Annotated in this window: 18 protein-coding genes and 1 other RNA gene; 11 read left to right on the top strand and 8 right to left on the bottom strand. The window is 69.0% G+C overall.

Going from position 1 to position 16,547, the window contains the following annotated elements:
- Positions 1–88: 88 nt before the first annotated feature.
- The gene (locus tag ACTIEW_RS01500) at positions 89–1,675 is read right to left on the bottom strand and encodes an ATP-binding protein (RefSeq protein WP_439476136.1); all 1,587 of its coding nucleotides are present in this window, start codon (positions 1,673–1,675) and stop codon (positions 89–91) included.
- Positions 1,672–2,409 (bottom strand): response regulator, encoded by a 738-nt coding sequence (locus ACTIEW_RS01505; RefSeq protein WP_439476137.1) that lies wholly within the window; start codon positions 2,407–2,409, stop codon positions 1,672–1,674. Before ACTIEW_RS01505 ends, ACTIEW_RS01500 begins: the two co-directional genes overlap by 4 nt.
- 13 nt (positions 2,410–2,422) lie before the next feature.
- On the opposite strand from ACTIEW_RS01505, the gene ACTIEW_RS01510 reads away from it, so the two are divergent.
- Complete coding sequence (locus tag ACTIEW_RS01510; RefSeq protein ID WP_439476138.1) at positions 2,423–3,265, top strand: hypothetical protein; 843 nt, start codon at positions 2,423–2,425, stop codon at positions 3,263–3,265.
- 61 nt (positions 3,266–3,326) lie between these two features.
- The gene (locus tag ACTIEW_RS01515; RefSeq protein ID WP_439476139.1) at positions 3,327–4,604 is read left to right on the top strand and encodes a S41 family peptidase; all 1,278 of its coding nucleotides are present in this window, start codon (positions 3,327–3,329) and stop codon (positions 4,602–4,604) included.
- Here ACTIEW_RS01515 and purT read toward each other — a convergent pair.
- The 3 genes from purT to tkt are packed head-to-tail and all read right to left on the bottom strand — an operon-like array spanning position 4,601 to position 8,146.
- Positions 4,601–5,794: a formate-dependent phosphoribosylglycinamide formyltransferase gene (purT, locus tag ACTIEW_RS01520; protein WP_439476140.1), complete on the bottom strand. Its 1,194-nt coding sequence runs from the start codon at positions 5,792–5,794 to the stop codon at positions 4,601–4,603. The genes ACTIEW_RS01515 and purT overlap by 4 nt on opposite strands.
- A 3-nt stretch (positions 5,795–5,797) precedes the next feature.
- On the bottom strand, positions 5,798–6,193 hold the full coding sequence (locus ACTIEW_RS01525; RefSeq protein ID WP_439476141.1) for a VOC family protein: 396 nt from the start codon (positions 6,191–6,193) through the stop codon (positions 5,798–5,800).
- 3 nt (positions 6,194–6,196) lie between these two features.
- Positions 6,197–8,146 carry a transketolase gene (gene tkt / locus ACTIEW_RS01530; RefSeq protein ID WP_439476304.1) on the bottom strand — a complete coding sequence of 650 codons (1,950 nt, stop codon included), beginning with the start codon at positions 8,144–8,146 and terminating at the stop codon, positions 6,197–6,199.
- Between the two features lie 31 nt (positions 8,147–8,177).
- On the opposite strand from tkt, the gene ACTIEW_RS01535 reads away from it, so the two are divergent.
- The 9 genes from ACTIEW_RS01535 (at position 8,178) to ACTIEW_RS01575 (ending at position 12,193) form a co-directional block, all read left to right on the top strand.
- The gene (locus ACTIEW_RS01535; RefSeq protein ID WP_439476142.1) at positions 8,178–8,546 is read left to right on the top strand and encodes a hypothetical protein; all 369 of its coding nucleotides are present in this window, start codon (positions 8,178–8,180) and stop codon (positions 8,544–8,546) included.
- Complete coding sequence (locus ACTIEW_RS01540) at positions 8,546–8,854, top strand: cell division protein ZapA (protein WP_439476143.1); 309 nt, start codon at positions 8,546–8,548, stop codon at positions 8,852–8,854. Before ACTIEW_RS01535 ends, ACTIEW_RS01540 begins: the two co-directional genes overlap by 1 nt.
- A gap of 51 nt (positions 8,855–8,905) precedes the next feature.
- Positions 8,906–9,066: non-coding RNA, 6S RNA (gene ssrS, locus ACTIEW_RS01545), on the top strand.
- A 114-nt stretch (positions 9,067–9,180) separates the two neighbouring features.
- The gene (locus tag ACTIEW_RS01550; protein ID WP_439476144.1) at positions 9,181–9,726 is read left to right on the top strand and encodes a 5-formyltetrahydrofolate cyclo-ligase; all 546 of its coding nucleotides are present in this window, start codon (positions 9,181–9,183) and stop codon (positions 9,724–9,726) included.
- The gene (locus ACTIEW_RS01555) at positions 9,723–10,547 is read left to right on the top strand and encodes a TIGR00282 family metallophosphoesterase (RefSeq protein WP_439476145.1); all 825 of its coding nucleotides are present in this window, start codon (positions 9,723–9,725) and stop codon (positions 10,545–10,547) included. Before ACTIEW_RS01550 ends, ACTIEW_RS01555 begins: the two co-directional genes overlap by 4 nt.
- Before the next feature lie 58 nt (positions 10,548–10,605).
- Positions 10,606–11,064, top strand: a complete 459-nt coding sequence (locus ACTIEW_RS01560) for a MotA/TolQ/ExbB proton channel family protein (RefSeq protein ID WP_439476146.1) — start codon at positions 10,606–10,608, stop codon at positions 11,062–11,064.
- Positions 11,065–11,075: 11 nt separating this feature from the next.
- Positions 11,076–11,387: a BlaI/MecI/CopY family transcriptional regulator gene (locus ACTIEW_RS01565; protein ID WP_439476305.1), complete on the top strand. Its 312-nt coding sequence runs from the start codon at positions 11,076–11,078 to the stop codon at positions 11,385–11,387.
- A gap of 63 nt (positions 11,388–11,450) precedes the next feature.
- Complete coding sequence (locus ACTIEW_RS01570) at positions 11,451–11,777, top strand: autorepressor SdpR family transcription factor (RefSeq protein ID WP_439476147.1); 327 nt, start codon at positions 11,451–11,453, stop codon at positions 11,775–11,777.
- Entirely contained in the window at positions 11,774–12,193 is a 420-nt protein-coding gene (locus tag ACTIEW_RS01575) for a hypothetical protein (protein WP_439476148.1), read from the top strand. The genes ACTIEW_RS01570 and ACTIEW_RS01575 overlap by 4 nt, the downstream gene beginning before the upstream one ends.
- Positions 12,194–12,195: 2 nt before the next feature.
- Here the strand turns inward: ACTIEW_RS01575 and ACTIEW_RS01580 are convergent, their stop codons facing one another.
- Genes ACTIEW_RS01580 through purL form a run of 3 tightly spaced genes read right to left on the bottom strand, consistent with a single transcriptional unit; the run spans position 12,196 to position 16,468 of the window.
- Positions 12,196–13,764 carry an alkaline phosphatase D family protein gene (locus tag ACTIEW_RS01580; RefSeq protein WP_439476149.1) on the bottom strand — a complete coding sequence of 523 codons (1,569 nt, stop codon included), beginning with the start codon at positions 13,762–13,764 and terminating at the stop codon, positions 12,196–12,198.
- 53 nt (positions 13,765–13,817) lie between these two features.
- Positions 13,818–14,252: a DUF305 domain-containing protein gene (locus tag ACTIEW_RS01585; RefSeq protein ID WP_439476150.1), complete on the bottom strand. Its 435-nt coding sequence runs from the start codon at positions 14,250–14,252 to the stop codon at positions 13,818–13,820.
- Positions 14,252–16,468, bottom strand: a complete 2,217-nt coding sequence (purL, locus tag ACTIEW_RS01590) for a phosphoribosylformylglycinamidine synthase subunit PurL (RefSeq protein ID WP_439476151.1) — start codon at positions 16,466–16,468, stop codon at positions 14,252–14,254. The genes ACTIEW_RS01585 and purL overlap by 1 nt, the downstream gene beginning before the upstream one ends.
- Positions 16,469–16,547 lie beyond the last annotated feature (79 nt).

Here is a 16,547-nt window from a genome sequence, read left to right on the forward strand (position 1 = left end):
GTTCAGGGTTGGCGCTTCAATGGAACCGGCGGGCGCGAGGATCAACCCCGCGCCCGTAACAAGGCGTGATGAACTGTAACGCTGGCCGTCAGTCGCGGGTCACGAGGGGCAGGGTCAGCCGGGCGACAAGTCCGCCGCCGTCCCGGTTCGCCAGCACCACGTCGCCGCCGTGGGCGCGCGCCGCCTGGCGGGCGACGGTCAGGCCGAGGCCGGCCCCGCCGGTCTCGCGGCTGCGCGAGCGTTCGGCGCGATGGAAGGGCTCGAACACGGCCTCGAGTTCGTCGCCGGGCAGGCCGGGGCCGTCGTCCTCGATCAGGACCACGGCGTGGCCGTCCTCGGCGAAGGCCTTCACGCGGGCCGCGCCGCCGTATTTGACGGCGTTGGCGATCAGATTCCCCAACGCCCGGCGCAGGGCGGCGGGGTCGGCCTCGACCGGCAGTTCGCCGCCGCCGTCGAAAGTCACCGCGCCGCCGGTCTCGGAGAACCCGTCCGCGCAATCGGCGGCCAGGGCATCCAGATCGAAGGCTTCGCGTCGCTCGGGCGTCGCCTCGCCGCGCACATAGGCCATGGCCTGGGCGATCAGGGCGTCCATCTCCTCGATGTCGGCGGCCATGCGGTCGCGCACAACGTCGGGGGCCTGTTCGGCCCGGAAGCGCAGCCGGGTCAGGGGGGTGCGCAGGTCGTGGGCGATGGCGGCGACCGTCTGGGTCCGGCGACGCATATGGTCGCGCAGGGACGCCTGCATGTCGTTGAAGGCGTGGATGGCGGTGCGCACTTCCGAAGGGCCCGATGGCGTCAGCGGCTCGGCGTCCGGGTCAGCGCCCAACCGTTCGGCGGCGTCAGCGAAGACGCGGATCGGTCGGGTCAGCCTGCGCGCCATGATCCAGACCAGAGGCGCGAGCAGCAGCATGGAGATCGCCAGCGCCAGCAGCAGCCGCTGTTGCCATGGCGAAAGCAGGCCTCGGGGCGCCTCGACGGTGGCCCAGTCTCCATCAGGCTGACGCACTGAGGCCGCGAACGGTGCGAAGGTCAGCCGGTCGGTGCGAACGGTGAACTGATGCGTCTCGCGGTCGATGACAAAGGCCCCGCTCTCCATGTCGACCGGCCCCGGGTGTCGCATGCGCAAATGGGCCCGGACCTCGGAGCCGTGACGCATGACCAATGTCTCTTCGGACGACCGGGGCGGCGCCTGAACGACAACACGGGGCGCCGAACCGGGTGTCGCGCGCGAGGCATCCAACGCTGCCTTCTTCGGGGCGGCGTCGGGGCGCACGAGCACGAAATCCACCCGGTCGCCGGCAGGCGCGCCGTCTTCTGGTCGCGGTCCGCGCCGCCGCCGGGGGCCGTGATCAACCGTGACCCGCACCGTCTCCGGTTCCACGCCGAGCCGCTGGGCCAGCCCGGCCCGAATCGCCAGGGCCATGGGGTCCATTTCGATGTCGATCTCCGGCCCTGGCGGCCGATCGACGATACGGCGGCGCAGGGCGCGGCCGTCGGCGGTCTCGGCCGGTTCACCCTTCAGGGCATCGGCCGCAGCCTCGATGCTGAAGCCGGCAGGCCGCGGCTCGGGTGCGAGGACCACGACGCCAAAGGCCACAGCCTGGGACATGACCACCGCCAGCACCGCCAGCGCCGCCACCTGGACCAGTACCGGAAAGGACGAAGGCCGTCTCACGCCGCGCCCCGGATCGAACCGTTTTGCCGCTCCACCCGAACGTCGAACATATAGCCCTCGCCGCGCAGCGTTTGTATCATTTGAAGGCCGGAGCCGTCGTTGAGCTTCTTCCTGAGGCGGCTGATCTGCACGTCCATGGCGCGGTCGAAGACGTCGGCGTCGGCGCCCCGGGCACGCTCCAGCAGCTGGTCGCGCGTCAGGACCCGCCCCGGCCGTTCGGCGAAGGCGCGCAGAAGGGCGAACTCGCCCGCGGACAGGGCGACGAAGCGACCGTCCGGCCGGATCAGTTCGCGGCGCAACAGGTCCAGTCGCCAACCGGCGAAGGTCAGGGCGGGGCCGTTGGCGACCGCATCCTCGCGCGGGCGGCGCAACACCGCGCGGACGCGGGCCAGCAGTTCGCGGGGATTGCACGGCTTGGCCAGATAGTCGTCGGCCCCTAGCTCCAGACCGATGATCCGGTCGGTGTCCTCGCCCACGGCCGACAGCATGACGATTGGCGGCCCCTTGCCGGCCAGGCGGCGGCACACCGACAGCCCGTCCTCGCCCGGCATCATCAGATCCAGCACAATCAGGTCGGGCGGCTGCTGCGCCACGGCGCGATCCATCTCGGCGGCCGAGGCGGCGCCGACGGCGTCATAGCCGTGCAGGACCAGATAGTCGCACAGCACCTCGCGGATGCCGGGATCGTCGTCGACGACGAGAATACGGGGGGCGTCGGCTTGCATGGCGGCCATTGTGGCGAACCCGATGCTCGCCGTCATTTCAGCGATGAAACAATCGACGGGCCTGCTGAAACACTACGGCAAGCGGGCCGTGGTCGAACAGAGGCCGTACAACCACGGGAGCCGACCGCTCATGCTGACCCTGATCGCCCTTTCCGCCGTCCTTATGCAGCAGACGCCGGCGCCGCCTGCACCGCCCGGGGGCCACGCCCGCTTCATGGCCATGGTCGCCGACGGTCCCGGGGCCCTCGACAAGGACGGCGACGGCCAGATCACGCGGGAAGAGTTCTCCGCGCCGATGACCGACCATTTCGCCCGCATGGACGCCAACAGCGACGGACGCCTGTCGACCGAGGAACTGACGGCCGGCCACGCCGCCATGGGCGGCGGCGACCACGACGTCAGGATCATGCGCGGTCCGGGCGGACACGGCGGGCCGGGCGTGCGGCATTTCGAAATGCGCCGCCCGCATCCCGGCGGTGAGGCCGGCGCCCATGCCGAGCATGCCGGGCACGGTGAGGAGCGGACCATGGTCTTCGTCGGCGGCGAGCCCGGCGCGGGCGGTGAACGTCAGATCGTCATCCACGGCGGTCCCGGCGGTCACGCCATGATGGTGGGCGCCCATGCCGAAGGCGGCCCGGGCGAGCGGATCGAGATCCGGCGCGTGGGCGGACCCGGCGGCGAGAACGATCTGGACACCGACGATGACGGCCGGATCAGCGAGGCTGAGTTCAGCGCCCCGCTGCGCGAAGCCTTCGGCCGGATGGACGCCGATCGCTCGGGCTTCATCGAGGCGGGCGAACGCGGCTCCGGCAACAGCGAGGTGTTCGTCCACCGCGTCGAGACGCCTTCCGGGGGCGAAGACTGATCGCGCCTGTGACTTCGTGACTTGAAAGGCGATCGAGGCGCCCTCTAATGGCGTCATGATCTTGCGCCGCCTTCTTCACATCCTGTCCGCATCGGCGGCGATGAGCCTGGCGCTCATCGCCGCTCCTGTGTTTGCGGCTGATCCGGAAGCGGCGACAGCGCCACCAGCCGTGACCGTCGTGCCGGACCCTGAGCGAGCGCGGATGAACCAGAGGGTTTTCGACCGCGTCTGGAGCGAGGTGCGCAGCCAGTATTACGATCCCGACCTGCATGGGGTGGACTGGAACGCCGCGCGCCGGACCTGGCGGCCGGTCGCGCTGACGGCGCCGGACGACCGGACCCTGTACCGCGCGCTCGGCGACATGCTCGATTTGCTCGACGACGATCACGCCGGGGCCGCACCGCCTGCCGTGGCCCGCCGTCAGGACTCGCTTCGTCAGCGTCGGGCCGCCATCGGTGTTTCCCTGCGGCCCGAACCCTCGGGCGACGCCTGGCTGATCGAACAGGTCCGGCCGGGTTCACCCGCCGCCGAGGCCGGCGTGGCCGTGGGCTGGAGGCTGATCACAGGCCAGGGCGCCCGGTGGACCCCGGAGCAGGACATCGCTGAGGGACGGTCCGTCACCCTGTCGCTGATCGACGGCGCCGGGGATGCGCGGCCCTTGACCCTGACCCCCCGCATGATGGAGCCAACGCCGGCCTTCGTCGCCGACCGTTCGCGGCCGGGGGTGCTGGTGTTGACCGTGGACAGCTTCGAGCTTGGGCTGGGCCGCTGGATGGGCGAGCAGCTGGAAAACCTGCCGGTGGAAACCGATGTCGTCATCGATCTGCGCGGCAATCCCGGCGGGCGGCTGGCCGAAGCTGATGCGGTGCTCAGCTGCTTCCTGCCGCGCGACCGGCTGTGGGCGGCCCGCACCGGCCGCTCGGGGCGGCGCGTCGAGCTGCGGACCGGTGGAGGATGCGGTGATCTGGACCAGCCGGTCGGGAATGACGTGGCTGTCCTCGTCGACGCCAACAGCCGCAGCGCCGCCGAACTGACTCCCGCCGCCCTGCAGGAAGCGCGGCGCGCGGTCGTGGTCGGGGCGCCGACGGCGGGCGCGGTGCTGATCTCGCAGGAAACGCGTTTGCCGGACGGCGGACGGTTGAGCCTGAGCCGCGCCGACTTCATCACCTCCGGCGGGGTCCGGCTGGAAAAGCGGGGCGTGACGCCCGACGTGGCCGCCCCCCTGACGCTGGAAGACCGGCGCGCCGGGCACGATCCAGGACTCGACGCCGCCGTGGCGGCGCTGGCCGCGCCGCGCGCGGAGCCGGCGATGGCGCTCCAGGCTGCGCCGGCGCTTTAGCCGGGGACCACGCGAACTCTCGAAGCCGCCTCGCGCGCCCGTTCGCGGGCCTGTTCCACGGTTTCGCCCCGCGCCGTGGCCACCCCCATCCGACGGCTGACATAGCTCTCGGGCTTGCCGAACAGCCGCAGGTCGGCGGTCGGCACGGACAGGGCCTCGGCCACCCCCTCATAGGCGACGCCGACGGCGTCCATGCCGCCATAGATGACCGCGCTGGCGCCGATGTCGCGCTGGCTGACGTCGACGGGCAGGCCGAGGATGGCGCGGGCGTGCAGGGCGAATTCGGATTGTGTCTGGGTGGCCAGGGTCACCAGGCCGGTGTCGTGCGGGCGCGGCGATACTTCCGAGAACCAGACCTGGTCGCCCTTCACGAACAACTCGACGCCAAATACCCCAAGGCCGCCCAGAGCATCCGTCAGCCTGCGGGCGATGTCCTGCGCCGAGGCGAGGGCGGCGGGGGTCATGGCCTGCGGCTGCCAGCTCTCGACATAGTCGCCCTTGACCTGCCGATGACCGATGGGCGCGCAGAAGTCGGTGCGCACTGCGCCGTCACGCAGCGAGCGGACGGTCAGCAGGGTGATCTCGAAATCGAAATTGATCCGGCCCTCGACGATCACCGTCGCCGTCTCCACCCGCCCGCTGGATTGCGCATAGGCCCAGGCGTTGGCGGCGTCCTCAAGCGCCTCGATCATCGACTGGCCCTTGCCCGAGGACGACATCACCGGCTTGATGAAGACTGGCAGGCCGATCTTGTGCGCGGCCTCGGCCAGTTCGGCGGCCGATGTGGCGAAGGCGTAGGCGCTGGTCGGCAGACCCAGCTCCTCGGCCGCCAGCCGGCGGATGCCCTCGCGGTTCATGGTCAGCTGCGTCGCACGCGCGGTCGGGATGACCACGGCGTGCCCGGCGGCCTCGATCTCCGCCAGCACATCGGTGGCGATGGCCTCGATCTCGGGCACGATGATGTGGGGCATTTCCGCAGCGATGACGCCGGCGAGGATATGCGGATCCGTCATCGGAATGACGTGGCTGCGGTGCGCGACCTGCATGGCCGGGGCGTTCGGATAGCGGTCGACCGCTATCACCTCGGCGCCGAGTCGCTGCAGCTCGATGGCCACCTCCTTGCCCAGCTCCCCCGCGCCGAGGAGCATGACGCGCACGGCGCTGTCGGAAAGGGGGGTGCCGAGTTTCATGGGTCAGTCTCTGGTGGAGGCGGGTTCGATCAGGTCCCAGGCGTTGCCGTACAAATCCTCAAACACCGCCACCACGCCATAGGGCTCATGGCGTGGCGTCTCGCGGAACGTGACGCCGGCGACCGACCACGCCGCATAGTCTCGGGCGAGGTCGTCGGTCTCGAGAAACAGCCAGACCCGGCCGCCGGCCTGATCGCCGACGCGGGCGACCTGCGCATCGGTCGTGGCTTTCGCCAGAAGCAGCGAGGTATCCCCGCCTTTCGGCGTCACCCGCACCCAGCGCTTGCCGCCGCCCATGACCGTGTCCTCGCTCAGGTCGAAACCCAGCTTGCCGACATAGAAGGCGATGGCCTCGTCATAGTCCCGGACGAGGAGGGAGACGGCGCCGAGCCGGGCCATGGCCTAGAGGCGCGCCTTCGCCGCCGCGACCACGGCCGCCGTGGTGATCCCGAACTTCTCGTACAGAACCTCGGCCGGGGCAGAAGCTCCAAAGCCGGTCATGCCGACGAAGGCGCCGTCCTCGCCGATGAACCGCTCCCAGCCCTGCTGGATGGCGGCCTCGACGGCGACGCGGACCGTGCTGCGACCAATGACGCTGTCCTGGTATTTCTTCGGCTGCTGGAAGAAGAGCTCGAAACAGGGAACCGACACGACGCGGGTCGGCGTCCCTTCGGCTTCCAGCACGTCGGCGGCGGCCAGCGCCAGCGCCAGCTCCGTGCCCGTGCCGAACAGGGTGACCTTCGCCGCGCCCTTGGCGGCCCGGATCTCATAGGCCCCCTTCGCCGACAGGTTCTCGTCCGAGGCGACCGTACGCACGGCCGGGGTCTTCTGGCGCGACAGGGCCAGGGCCGAGGGCGCGGTCTTGTGTTCCAGGGCCGCCTGCCAGCATTCCATCGCCTCGACCGTGTCGGCGGGGCGGAAGACCAGCAGGTTGGGGATGGCGCGCAGGGCGGCCAGATGTTCGACCGGCTGGTGGGTCGGGCCGTCCTCGCCCAGCCCAATGCTGTCGTGGGTCAGGACGTGGATCGCCCGCACCCCCATCAGGGCGCCCAGCCGGATCGCCGGACGGCTGTAGTCCGAGAACACCATGAAGGTGCCGCCGTAGGGGATGACTCCGCCGTGCAGCGCCATGCCGTTCATGGCCGCGGCCATGCCAAACTCGCGGATGCCCCAGTTGACGTACCGGCCTTCATAGGTCGGCGCGTCGAAGATCGGCGTGCCCTTGACGAAGGTGTTGTTCGAGCCGGTCAGGTCGGCTGAGCCGCCAATCAGCTCGGGGATGACGGCGAACAGTTCGTCCAGCGCCGCGCCCGACGACTGGCGCGTGGCCTGGGCGGGCTGGGTTTCGACCAGTTCCGCGATCTTCGCATTCAGGGCGTCGAAGGCGCCGGCGGGCAGGTCGCCCTTCATCGCGCGGGTGAAGTCCGCCGCCTGCGATGAGGCGTTCAGCCGGGCTTCCCACGCCTTGCGTTCCTTCCCGCCGCGCTTGCCGACCTTCTTCCAGGCCCTGTCGACGATCTCCGGCAGTTCGAACGGCTCGTGCGTCCATGACAGGCCCAGCCGGGTGGCGGCGATCTCGGCGGCCCCGAGGGCTGCGCCGTGGGTCTTGTGGCTGCCTTCCATAGTGGCGGCGCCGCGGCCGATCTTCGTCTTGCAGGCAATCAGGGTCGGTCGGTCCTGACGGGTCGCCCACTGCAGCGCCGACTTGATCGCCTTCATGTCGTGGCCGTCGATCGCCTTGACCGCCCAGCCGGCGGCCTTGAAGCGCGCCTTCTGGTCGGTGGCGTCCGACAGGGACACCGCCCCGTCGATGGTGATGCTGTTGTCGTCCCACAGCACCGTCAGCTTGTTCAGCCGGTAGCGCCCGGCGAGGGCGATCGCCTCCTGCGACACGCCTTCCATCAGGCAGCCGTCGCCCGCGACGACCCAGGTGCGGTGGTCGACGAGGTCTTCTCCGAATCGCGCCGCCAGATGCCGTTCGGCCATGGCGAAGCCGACACTGTTGGCGAGGCCCTGACCTAGCGGGCCGGTGGTCGTCTCGACCCCGGGCATGTGGCCGAACTCGGGGTGACCCGCCGTCTTCGATCCCCATTGGCGGAAGTTGGACAGTTCCCCCTTCGTCGCGGCCTTGTAGCCGGTCAGGTGCAGCAGGCTGTAGATCAGCATTGAGCCGTGGCCCGCTGACAGGATGAAGCGGTCCCGGTCGGCCCAGTCGGGGCGGCTGGCGTCGAACTTCAGGAATTTGGAGAATAGCACCGTCGCCACGTCAGCCATCCCCATCGGCATGCCGGGGTGGCCGCTCTTCGCCTTCTCCACCCCGTCCATCGACAGCACCCGGATGGCGTCGGCCATCTGCTTGGGGGTGGCTTTTTCGGATACGGACTTGCTGTCGGCCACGGGCGGCACTTTCGTCGGGAGGCGGAAAAAGGGAGGCGCGCCGCTTTACCCCGACGCGTCGGCGGGTTCTATACGGATTCTGGAGGAAGTGACCCGAATGGACGCTGCATCGGCCGCCAAGGACCGGGTTGACCGCGCGCTTGCGTTGCTGGAACGCCGCCTGCTGGATCTGAAGAGCCGCGTTGTCGGGACCAGCCGTGTGCCCGACGACGATCTGTTCGCGCCAGAACCCTCGACCGAAACCGACCGCGCGCGAATCCACGAGCTGGAAGCCGCCGGCCGTGACGCCGCCGAGGTCCTTTCCCGCGCGGCCGACGCCATCCGTGACAGCTTGGCCGAACAGGAGGCCCGCTGATGGCGACGGTGACTGTCGAGATCAACGGTCGCCCCTATGCCGTCGGCTGCGCCGACGGCCAGGAAGAGCGCGTCCGTATCCTGGCCAAACAGTTCGACGGCCATGTGCGCCAGGTGGCGGGCGAGGTCGGCCATGTCGGCGACATCCGCCTGTTCCTGATGGCCGGCCTGATGCTGGCCGACGAACTGCATGAGGTCCGGCTCGGCAACCCCGGCGCATCCGCCGTGGCCGCCGCCTCGAGCGACGGCGTGGCCGAGGCGCTCAACGCTGTGGCGGCGAGGCTGGAGAAGATCGCCCAAGGACTGTGACAGCCGGCCATTGTTCCGCCCCGGCTTAGCGACTATCTTCCGCCTTGGCGGGTCCTGCTGCGGCTCTCGTCGAAGGCAACATTTCCTTGCGACCTTAATTCACTCAAAGGGAGCTGTCCCTGATCAGGCCCGTGGGCCTGGGCACACGGCGCCCACCTGGCTACCCAGGTCGAGAGGATTTAAACGCCCTTCACGGTTCTTGCGGCGCCGCCAACCTTTTTTCCTTTTGCGCTATGGCTCGCCCCGCGGGGCCTCGCTGCTTGAGCGCGGTCGGCGCGCGCGTTACGGCTGTGGGGCGTGTTCGACGCGGCCGGGCGGTTCCTTCCATGACCGACAAGCATCAGCTGCGGGCGACCATGCGGGCCACGCGCAAGCGTCTGGCCGGGCTCGATGCGGGCGCAGCCGCGCGGGCAGCCGACCAGGCCGGCGCACTGCCACCGGGGCGGATCGTCGCCGTCTATCGCGCCATTGGCTCTGAACTGGACGTCGACGCCCTGTCGCTGGCGTTGAGCCGGGCGGGCCGGGAACTGTGCCTGCCGGTGGTGGTGGAGCGGCACGCGCCAATGATCTTCCGTCGCTGGTCTCCCGGCGAACCTCTGGAGCTGGACGAGGCGGGCGTGCCGGCGCCGCTTCCGCTCGCCGAGATCGTCGATCCCGACCTGATCCTGACGCCGCTTCTGGCCTTCGACGCCCATGGCGGACGGCTGGGGCAGGGCGGGGGCTACTACGACCGGACGTTTACGGCGCGCCCGGACACCATGCGCATCGGTTTCGCCTATGCGGGCCAGGAGGTCGACGACCTGCCGGTCGAGGCCCACGACGTCCGCCTGCATGGCGTTCTGACCGAGACCGGCTATAGACCCTTCGCATGAGACTGGCTTTTTTCGGTGATGTCGTCGGCAAGTCCGGACGTGACGGCCTGAGCGATCACCTGCCGGGCCTGAAGCGCGACCTCAAACTCGACTTCGTGGTGGTCAACGCCGAGAACGCCGCGGGTGGGTTCGGCATCACCGAGAACACGGCGCGCGAGCTGTTCATGGCCGGGGCCGACTGCCTGACCCTGGGCAATCACAGCTGGGACCAGCGCGAGGCCCTGACCTATATCGTGCGCGAGCCGCGCCTGATCCGCCCCGCCAACTATCCACGCCTGATGGACGCCCCCGGCGCCGGGGCCAATCTGTTCGAGACGCAGAGCGGCAAGACCGTGCTGGTCATGAACGTACTCGGCCGCATCCACATGGACCCGATGGACTGCCCGTTCAGCGCGGTCGAGAAGGAGCTGGCCGCCTGTCCGATGGGTGCTATCGCCGACGCCATCATCGTCGACGTGCATTGCGAGGCCACGTCCGAAAAGATGGCTATGGGCCATTTCTGCGACGGCCGGGCTTCGCTGGTGGTCGGCACCCACACCCATGTTCCGACCGCCGACTGTCAGATCCTGCCCGGCGGCACGGCCTACCAGACCGACGCCGGCGGTTGCTGCGACTACGACAGCGTCATCGGCAACGAGAAGGAAGAGCCGTTGCGGCGCTTCACCACCCGGTTGTCGGGCGGGCGGTATGTTCCCGCGCATGGCCCCGCGACCATCTGCGGCGTCTATGTCGAGACAGATGACAAGACGGGTCTGGCCACGCGGGTCGAACCAATCCGGGTCGGCGGACGGTTGTCACAGGCAATTCCTATTCTGGCTTGACGAAAAAGTTTACGTGCGTAATCTAACAAGATTACAAACGTAGTCTGGAGGTCTCGCCGTGCGTTCACCCTTCTCCCGCCTGGTCGCCGGCCTCATGCTCGCGTCGATCCCGATCGCCGCAGTCGCCGCGCCCCGCATCACCATCGCCTCCGTCTTCACCGACGCCGATGAGACCATGAAGTTCCTCATGATCGCCCTCATTGCGGCTTCGCTCGCCGCGGTCATTGTGACCGGACTGAAGCTGGCGTCCGGACGGCGTCTGAACGGCGGCTCGGCCTTCATCTCCGCGCTTCGGCTGGGCGGTCCCCTGATCGGGCTGGTCGGGGCGGCCTTCATTCTGCTGATGGGGCTCATCAGCATCGCCAATTTCGGCGGACCGGTTCCGATGCCGGTGCTGGCGCCGGGCTTTGCCGAAGCCGCCCTGCTGTTCCTGCTGGGTCTGATCGCCGGCGTCGTCGGGGTGGTTTGCCACTGGATCATCGAGTCCCGCATTGACCGGGCGGTGCTGCAATCCTGAACCCCGCGCGCATATCGGTCACTGAGGCCGAGAGCGCGGTTCTCGCCGCGCTCTGGCGGCGCGGCCCGCTATCCTTCGCCTCGCTGATCGAGGAGGTGAAGGTCGCCAACGCCTGGGGCGACGCGACCATCAAGACCCTTCTGCATCGTCTGATGCAGAAGGGCGCCGTCCGCTCGCAGAAGGAGGACGGTCGCCAGCGCTATCACGCCGTCATCGACCGCCAGACCTGGGTCGAAGGCGAGGTTCAGGACCTGCTCGATCGGCTGTTCGATGGCAAGCCCGACCGCCTCGTCGCCCTGCTGGCCGACCGGCTCGACCTCTAGGCCGGATATTGGGCCGCGCCTTTCCTCTTGATTATATTTCGATGATTAGCTAACTATCGACTCATGAGCAAAGTGTTCAAGGCCCTCTCCGATCCGACCCGCCGCCGCGTGCTGGAGCTTCTGCGCGGGCGGCCGATGACGGCCGGGGAGCTCAGCGAGCATTTCCCCGTGTCGAAGCCGACGATGTCGGCCCACTTCAACGTCCTTCGTGAGGCCGATCTGGTCGACGCCTTCAAACAGGGCACGACCATCACCTACCGCCTCAAGCTGTCGGTGCTGGAGGACGCCCTGCTGGGCTTCGCCCAGACCTTCGGCTTCGGCTCCCTGAGCAACAGCACGCCGACGGACCCCGTCCCCGTCCCCGCGCCTTCGAAAGGACCCAGACCATGATCATCAAACGCTTCGGCTCCGCCATTGCGCTCGCCGTCTCCTTCCTCGCTATCGCCGCGGCCCTGCGATACGCGAGCTCGCAGGGGTTCATCGGCGAGGATGTGGCCACCCGGACGGTTCAGGTCGTGATCGGCCTGGGGCTGGCCGCCTATGCCAATGTCATGCCCAAACAGCTGGGCGGCCCCCGCAGATCAGTCGAGGCCGAGGCGCGGGCCCAGGCGGCCCAGCGCGTCGGTGGCTGGTCGATCACGCTCGCGGGTCTGGCGCACGCTGGGCTCTGGGCCTTCGCACCGCTGTCATTCGCCAACCCCGCCTCAATGGCCGTGGTCGGCGGCGCAGTGATCGTGACCCTCGGTTACGCCATCTGGTGCTTCACCGCCTGCCGCCGCGCCGGCGGGACTCCCGCTGCGCGCTGATCTCAGGCCGCCACCACCCGCGCATCGCCGCTGGCCACGGCGAGTTTCGCCCGTGTGCTCAACGTCCCGCCGCGCTCCGACACCTTGTCCAGCACCTTGAACTCGGTCTTCCAGCGCTCGGGCGTGACGTCGCAGACGACATAGCCGCGTTGGGCGTTGTTGAACTTCAGGAACGGGTTGTCGGCCAGATAACGACGGCCGTCAGCGCGCTGGTCCTGGCCATCGCCGGACGAACTGATCGAGGTGGCGACGAACTCCGAGGCGATCGGCGCGCCCTCGGGGTTGCGGCTGTCGCGGTACAGCTCCCCGGCGTAATTCTGGTGTTCGTCGCCGGTCAGCACGATGGTGTTGCCGATGCGACGCTCGCGCAGCCGGTCCAGCAACCGCTGGCGCGGGATGGAATAGCCGGCCCAGCTGTCGAGGTTGTAGCCGGGCTCGGGCCCTTCCTTGCGGTCCAGGTCCATCACCATGATCTGCTGCGCCAGAACCTTCCAGTGGGCGCGCGACTGGTCGAGGTTTCTGTACAACCAGGCCTCCTGCGCCTCGCCCAGCACCCGGGCGTTCGCGGCCGAGACTCCGGCGCAGGTCGTGGCCCAGGCGTCGTCACAGGGCTGGTCCGAGCGGTGGGACCGGGTGTCGAGGAAGTTGAGATCCAGCAGGTCGCCCCAGGCCGCGTGGCGATACAGCTGCATCTCCGCCCCGCGCGGGAACGCCGAGCGGCGCAGCGGCATATGCTCGTAGAAGGCCTGGGCCGCCGCCTGACGCCGCAGCAGGAAGACTTCGGGCGGCACCCCGTCGTCGATGTCGGAGACCCAGTTGTTGGCGATCTCGTGATCGTCCCAGGTCACGTACCACGCCGTCGCCGCGTGGCTGGCCTGCAGGTCGGTGTCCAGCTTGTACTGGGCATAGCGCCGCCGGTAGTCGTCGAGGCTGTAGGTCTCGCCGCCCAGGTGCTGGCGTGGGTTCTCGATGGTCCCGCCGGAGCCGGTGTAGGTGCGGTTGCCGCGGCCTTCGTAGATGTAGTCGCCGTAGCAGTAGACGAAGTCGAGGTCCTCGGCGGCCGCCCTGCGGTGAGCGGTGTAGAAGCCCTGCTCCCAGGCCTGGCAGCCCAGTACGCCGAACCGGGCCCGGGCCACCGCGGAGCCGGCTGCGGGCGCCGTCTTCGCGCGACCCGAAGGGGTGCGTTCGGAACCGGCGGTGAAGCGGTAGAAATAGTCGCGGCCCGGCTCCAGCCCCGCGACCTCGACATGGACCGCGTGCCCGAGTTCGGGCCGGGCGATCGCCTCGCCCCTCTGCGCCACGTTGGAAAAGCCGCGATCCGTTGCGATTTCCCACCTTACCGGCACCGGGGCCGACGGCATGCCGTGGCCGATCTCAAGCGGGCGGGGGGCGAGTCGGGTCCAGATCACGAAGCCGTCGGGGGCCGGATCGCCGGCGGCGATGCCCAGCTGGAACGGATATTCGGCGAAGACCGGATCGGCCAGCGCCTGACGGCCTGAGCCCAGGGCGACGCCCCCGGCGCCCAGCGCCAGCATCAGTCCACGGCGGGAGACGGAATCAGGCAGGCGCATACGGACCTCCGGGGCTGCGAAGGCCCTGACCTAGCCCGGAAATATGACGTGCGTCACGGGGTGGGTTGGGCGGCAGGCCTCCAGGCCCGCATCCCGGCGATCTCGCGGGTCTGCGTGTCCTTGACCAACCCCGCCATGCGACGGATTTCCGGGTCGCGCGACTGCGCCAGGGCGACGTCGGCCATGGCCACGGCGCCGCGGTGATGTTCGATCATCTTGGCGATATAGGCCTCGTCCACCGTCGCGCCGGACGCCTTGGCCATGCCTGTGTGCATCTCGGCCTCAGAGGCGGCGAAGGCCCGGTCGCCCGGCGTCGCGCCATGGCTCCCGGCGGCGTGAGGGGTCGTCGAAACAGCGCCTACCCGGACCGTCGCGGCGTGGTTTTCAGCCGAGGCGTCGCGCAGGGCCTGTTCGACAGGATCGCCTCCGCCTTCACAGGCCGACAGGGTCAGGGCGAATGCGATCAGGGCGATCGGTGCGAGGCGCATCAGGCTTTTCCTTCAATCCAGGTCGGCATCCAGCCCTCGTGCATCTCGCGCAGGTGGTCCAGCGGCAGGCGGAACAGGTCGCCGCCCGAGCCGCCCGAGGCAAAATCCCGGCCTCTGGCCCGGCCGACCACAGCGGCGCGCACACCGGCGGCCTGGGCTGCGGCGATGATCTCTGTCGCGTCGGGCACAGCGACCAGATAGCGGGCCTGGTCCTCGCCGAAGAGCAGGATGTGCGCGTGGGTGGCTGAGGTGGCGTCCAGCTCGACCCCGCAGTCCGAGGCCAGGGCGATGTCCGCCGCCGCCCCGATCAGGCCGCCGTCCGAGAGGTCATGCACGCAGGTCAGGGCGCCCGCCTCGATCTGCCCGCGCACGAAGTCGCCCGTCTTGCGTTCCAGCGCCAGATCGACGGGCGGCGGGGCGCCGTCCTCACGACCCAGCACCTCGCGCAGATAGATGGACGAGCCCAGCTCGCCGACCGTCTCGCCGATCAGGACCAGCACGTCGCCCTCGACCATGCCGCCGAAGCCGACCACCACGTCATAGTTGGTCAGCAGACCAACGGCCCCAACCGTCGGGGTGGGGGGAATGGCCGCGCCATTGGTCTCGTTGTAGAGGCTGACGTTGCCGCTCACGACGGGGAAGTCCAGCACCCGGCAGGCCTCGGCCATGCCGTCGATGGCGCGGACAATCTGGCCCATGATCTCGGGCCGCTGCGGATTGCCGAAATTGAGGTTGTCGGTGATGGCGATCGGCCGGCTGCCGACAGCGGTCAGATTGCGCCAGGCCTCGGCCACGGCCTGTTTGCCTCCTTCATACGGATCGGCCTGGACATAGCGGGGCGTGCAGTCCGAGGTCATGGCCAGACCCTTGTCGGTGCCATGCACCCGCACCACGCCAGCATCGGCGGCGGTGGCCGAGTCGTGCAGTGTGTCGGCCATGACGTGGCGGTCGTACTGCTCCCAGATCCAGCGCTTGGACGCCATGTCAGGGCAACAGACCACCTTGATCACCGCATCAACCCAGTTCTCGGGGGCCGGCACATCCGCGGGCGCCAGGCGCGTCTGCAGCTCCGGCTGAACCCACGGGCGGTCGTACAGGGGTGCGTCGTCGAACAGCGGGGCCAGCGGCACGTCGCAGACCGTCTCGCCGTGGTGCTTCAGCACCAGATGACCCGTGTCCGTGGTGATGCCGATGACGGCGGCGTCGAGGCCCCATTTCTTGAATATCCGGTGGCCGTCTTCCTCGCGGCCCGGCTTGAGCACGGCCAGCATTCGCTCCTGGCTTTCCGACAGCATCATCTCATAGGCCGTCATACCTTCTTCGCGCTGGGGCACGGCGTCCATGTTCAGCTCGATGCCGACCGCGCCCTTGCCGGCCATCTCGACCGAGGAGGACGTCAGGCCCGCCGCGCCCATGTCCTGAATGGCGGCCACGGCGCCCGAGGCCATCAGCTCCAGCGTCGCCTCGATCAGCAGCTTCTCGGCGAAGGGGTCGCCAACCTGGACGGTGGGGCGTTTCTCATCCGAATCCTCGTCGAATTCGGCCGAGGCCATGGTCGCGCCGTGGATGCCGTCGCGGCCGGTCTTCGATCCGAAATAGACCACCGACAGGCCCGGCGCCGGCGCTGCCGAATAGAAGAGGGCGTCCGCCTTGGCCACGCCCACGCACATGGCGTTGACCAGAATGTTGCCGTTGTAGCCGCGGTGGAAATTGGTTTCGCCCGCCACCGTCGGCACGCCCACGCAGTTCCCGTAGCCGCCGATACCGGAGACCACGCCCTTGACCAGCCGCTTTGTCTTCTCGTGCGAGGGATCGCCGAAGCGCAGGGCGTTCAGCAGGGCCACGGGCCGCGCGCCCATGGTGAAGACGTCGCGCATGATCCCGCCCACACCCGTCGCCGCGCCCTGATAGGGCTCGATGAAGCTGGGGTGGTTGTGGCTCTCCATCTTGAATATGCAGGCGTCGCCGTCATCGATGTCGATGACCCCGGCGTTCTCGCCCGGCCCGCAGATGACGCGCGGCCCCTTGGTCGGGAATTTGCCCAGGTGAATCTTCGACGACTTGTACGAGCAGTGCTCGGACCACATCACCGAGAAGACGCCCAGTTCGACATGGTTGGGTTCGCGGCCCAGCCGGTCGAGGACGACCTGATATTCGTTCGGGGCCAGGCCGTAGGCGGCGGCCAGTTCGGCCATGGTCTTCTGGGGAGGGCTCATGGGCGCGCCTTCTAGCCCCTGAAGGGACTCGTGTCAGCCACCACGGCAGAACATCGTGACGACTGGTCAGGCAGGTTGT

It is taken from the genome of Brevundimonas sp. (genome assembly GCF_051860745.1).
In the GTDB taxonomy this organism is placed as follows: domain Bacteria; phylum Pseudomonadota; class Alphaproteobacteria; order Caulobacterales; family Caulobacteraceae; genus Brevundimonas.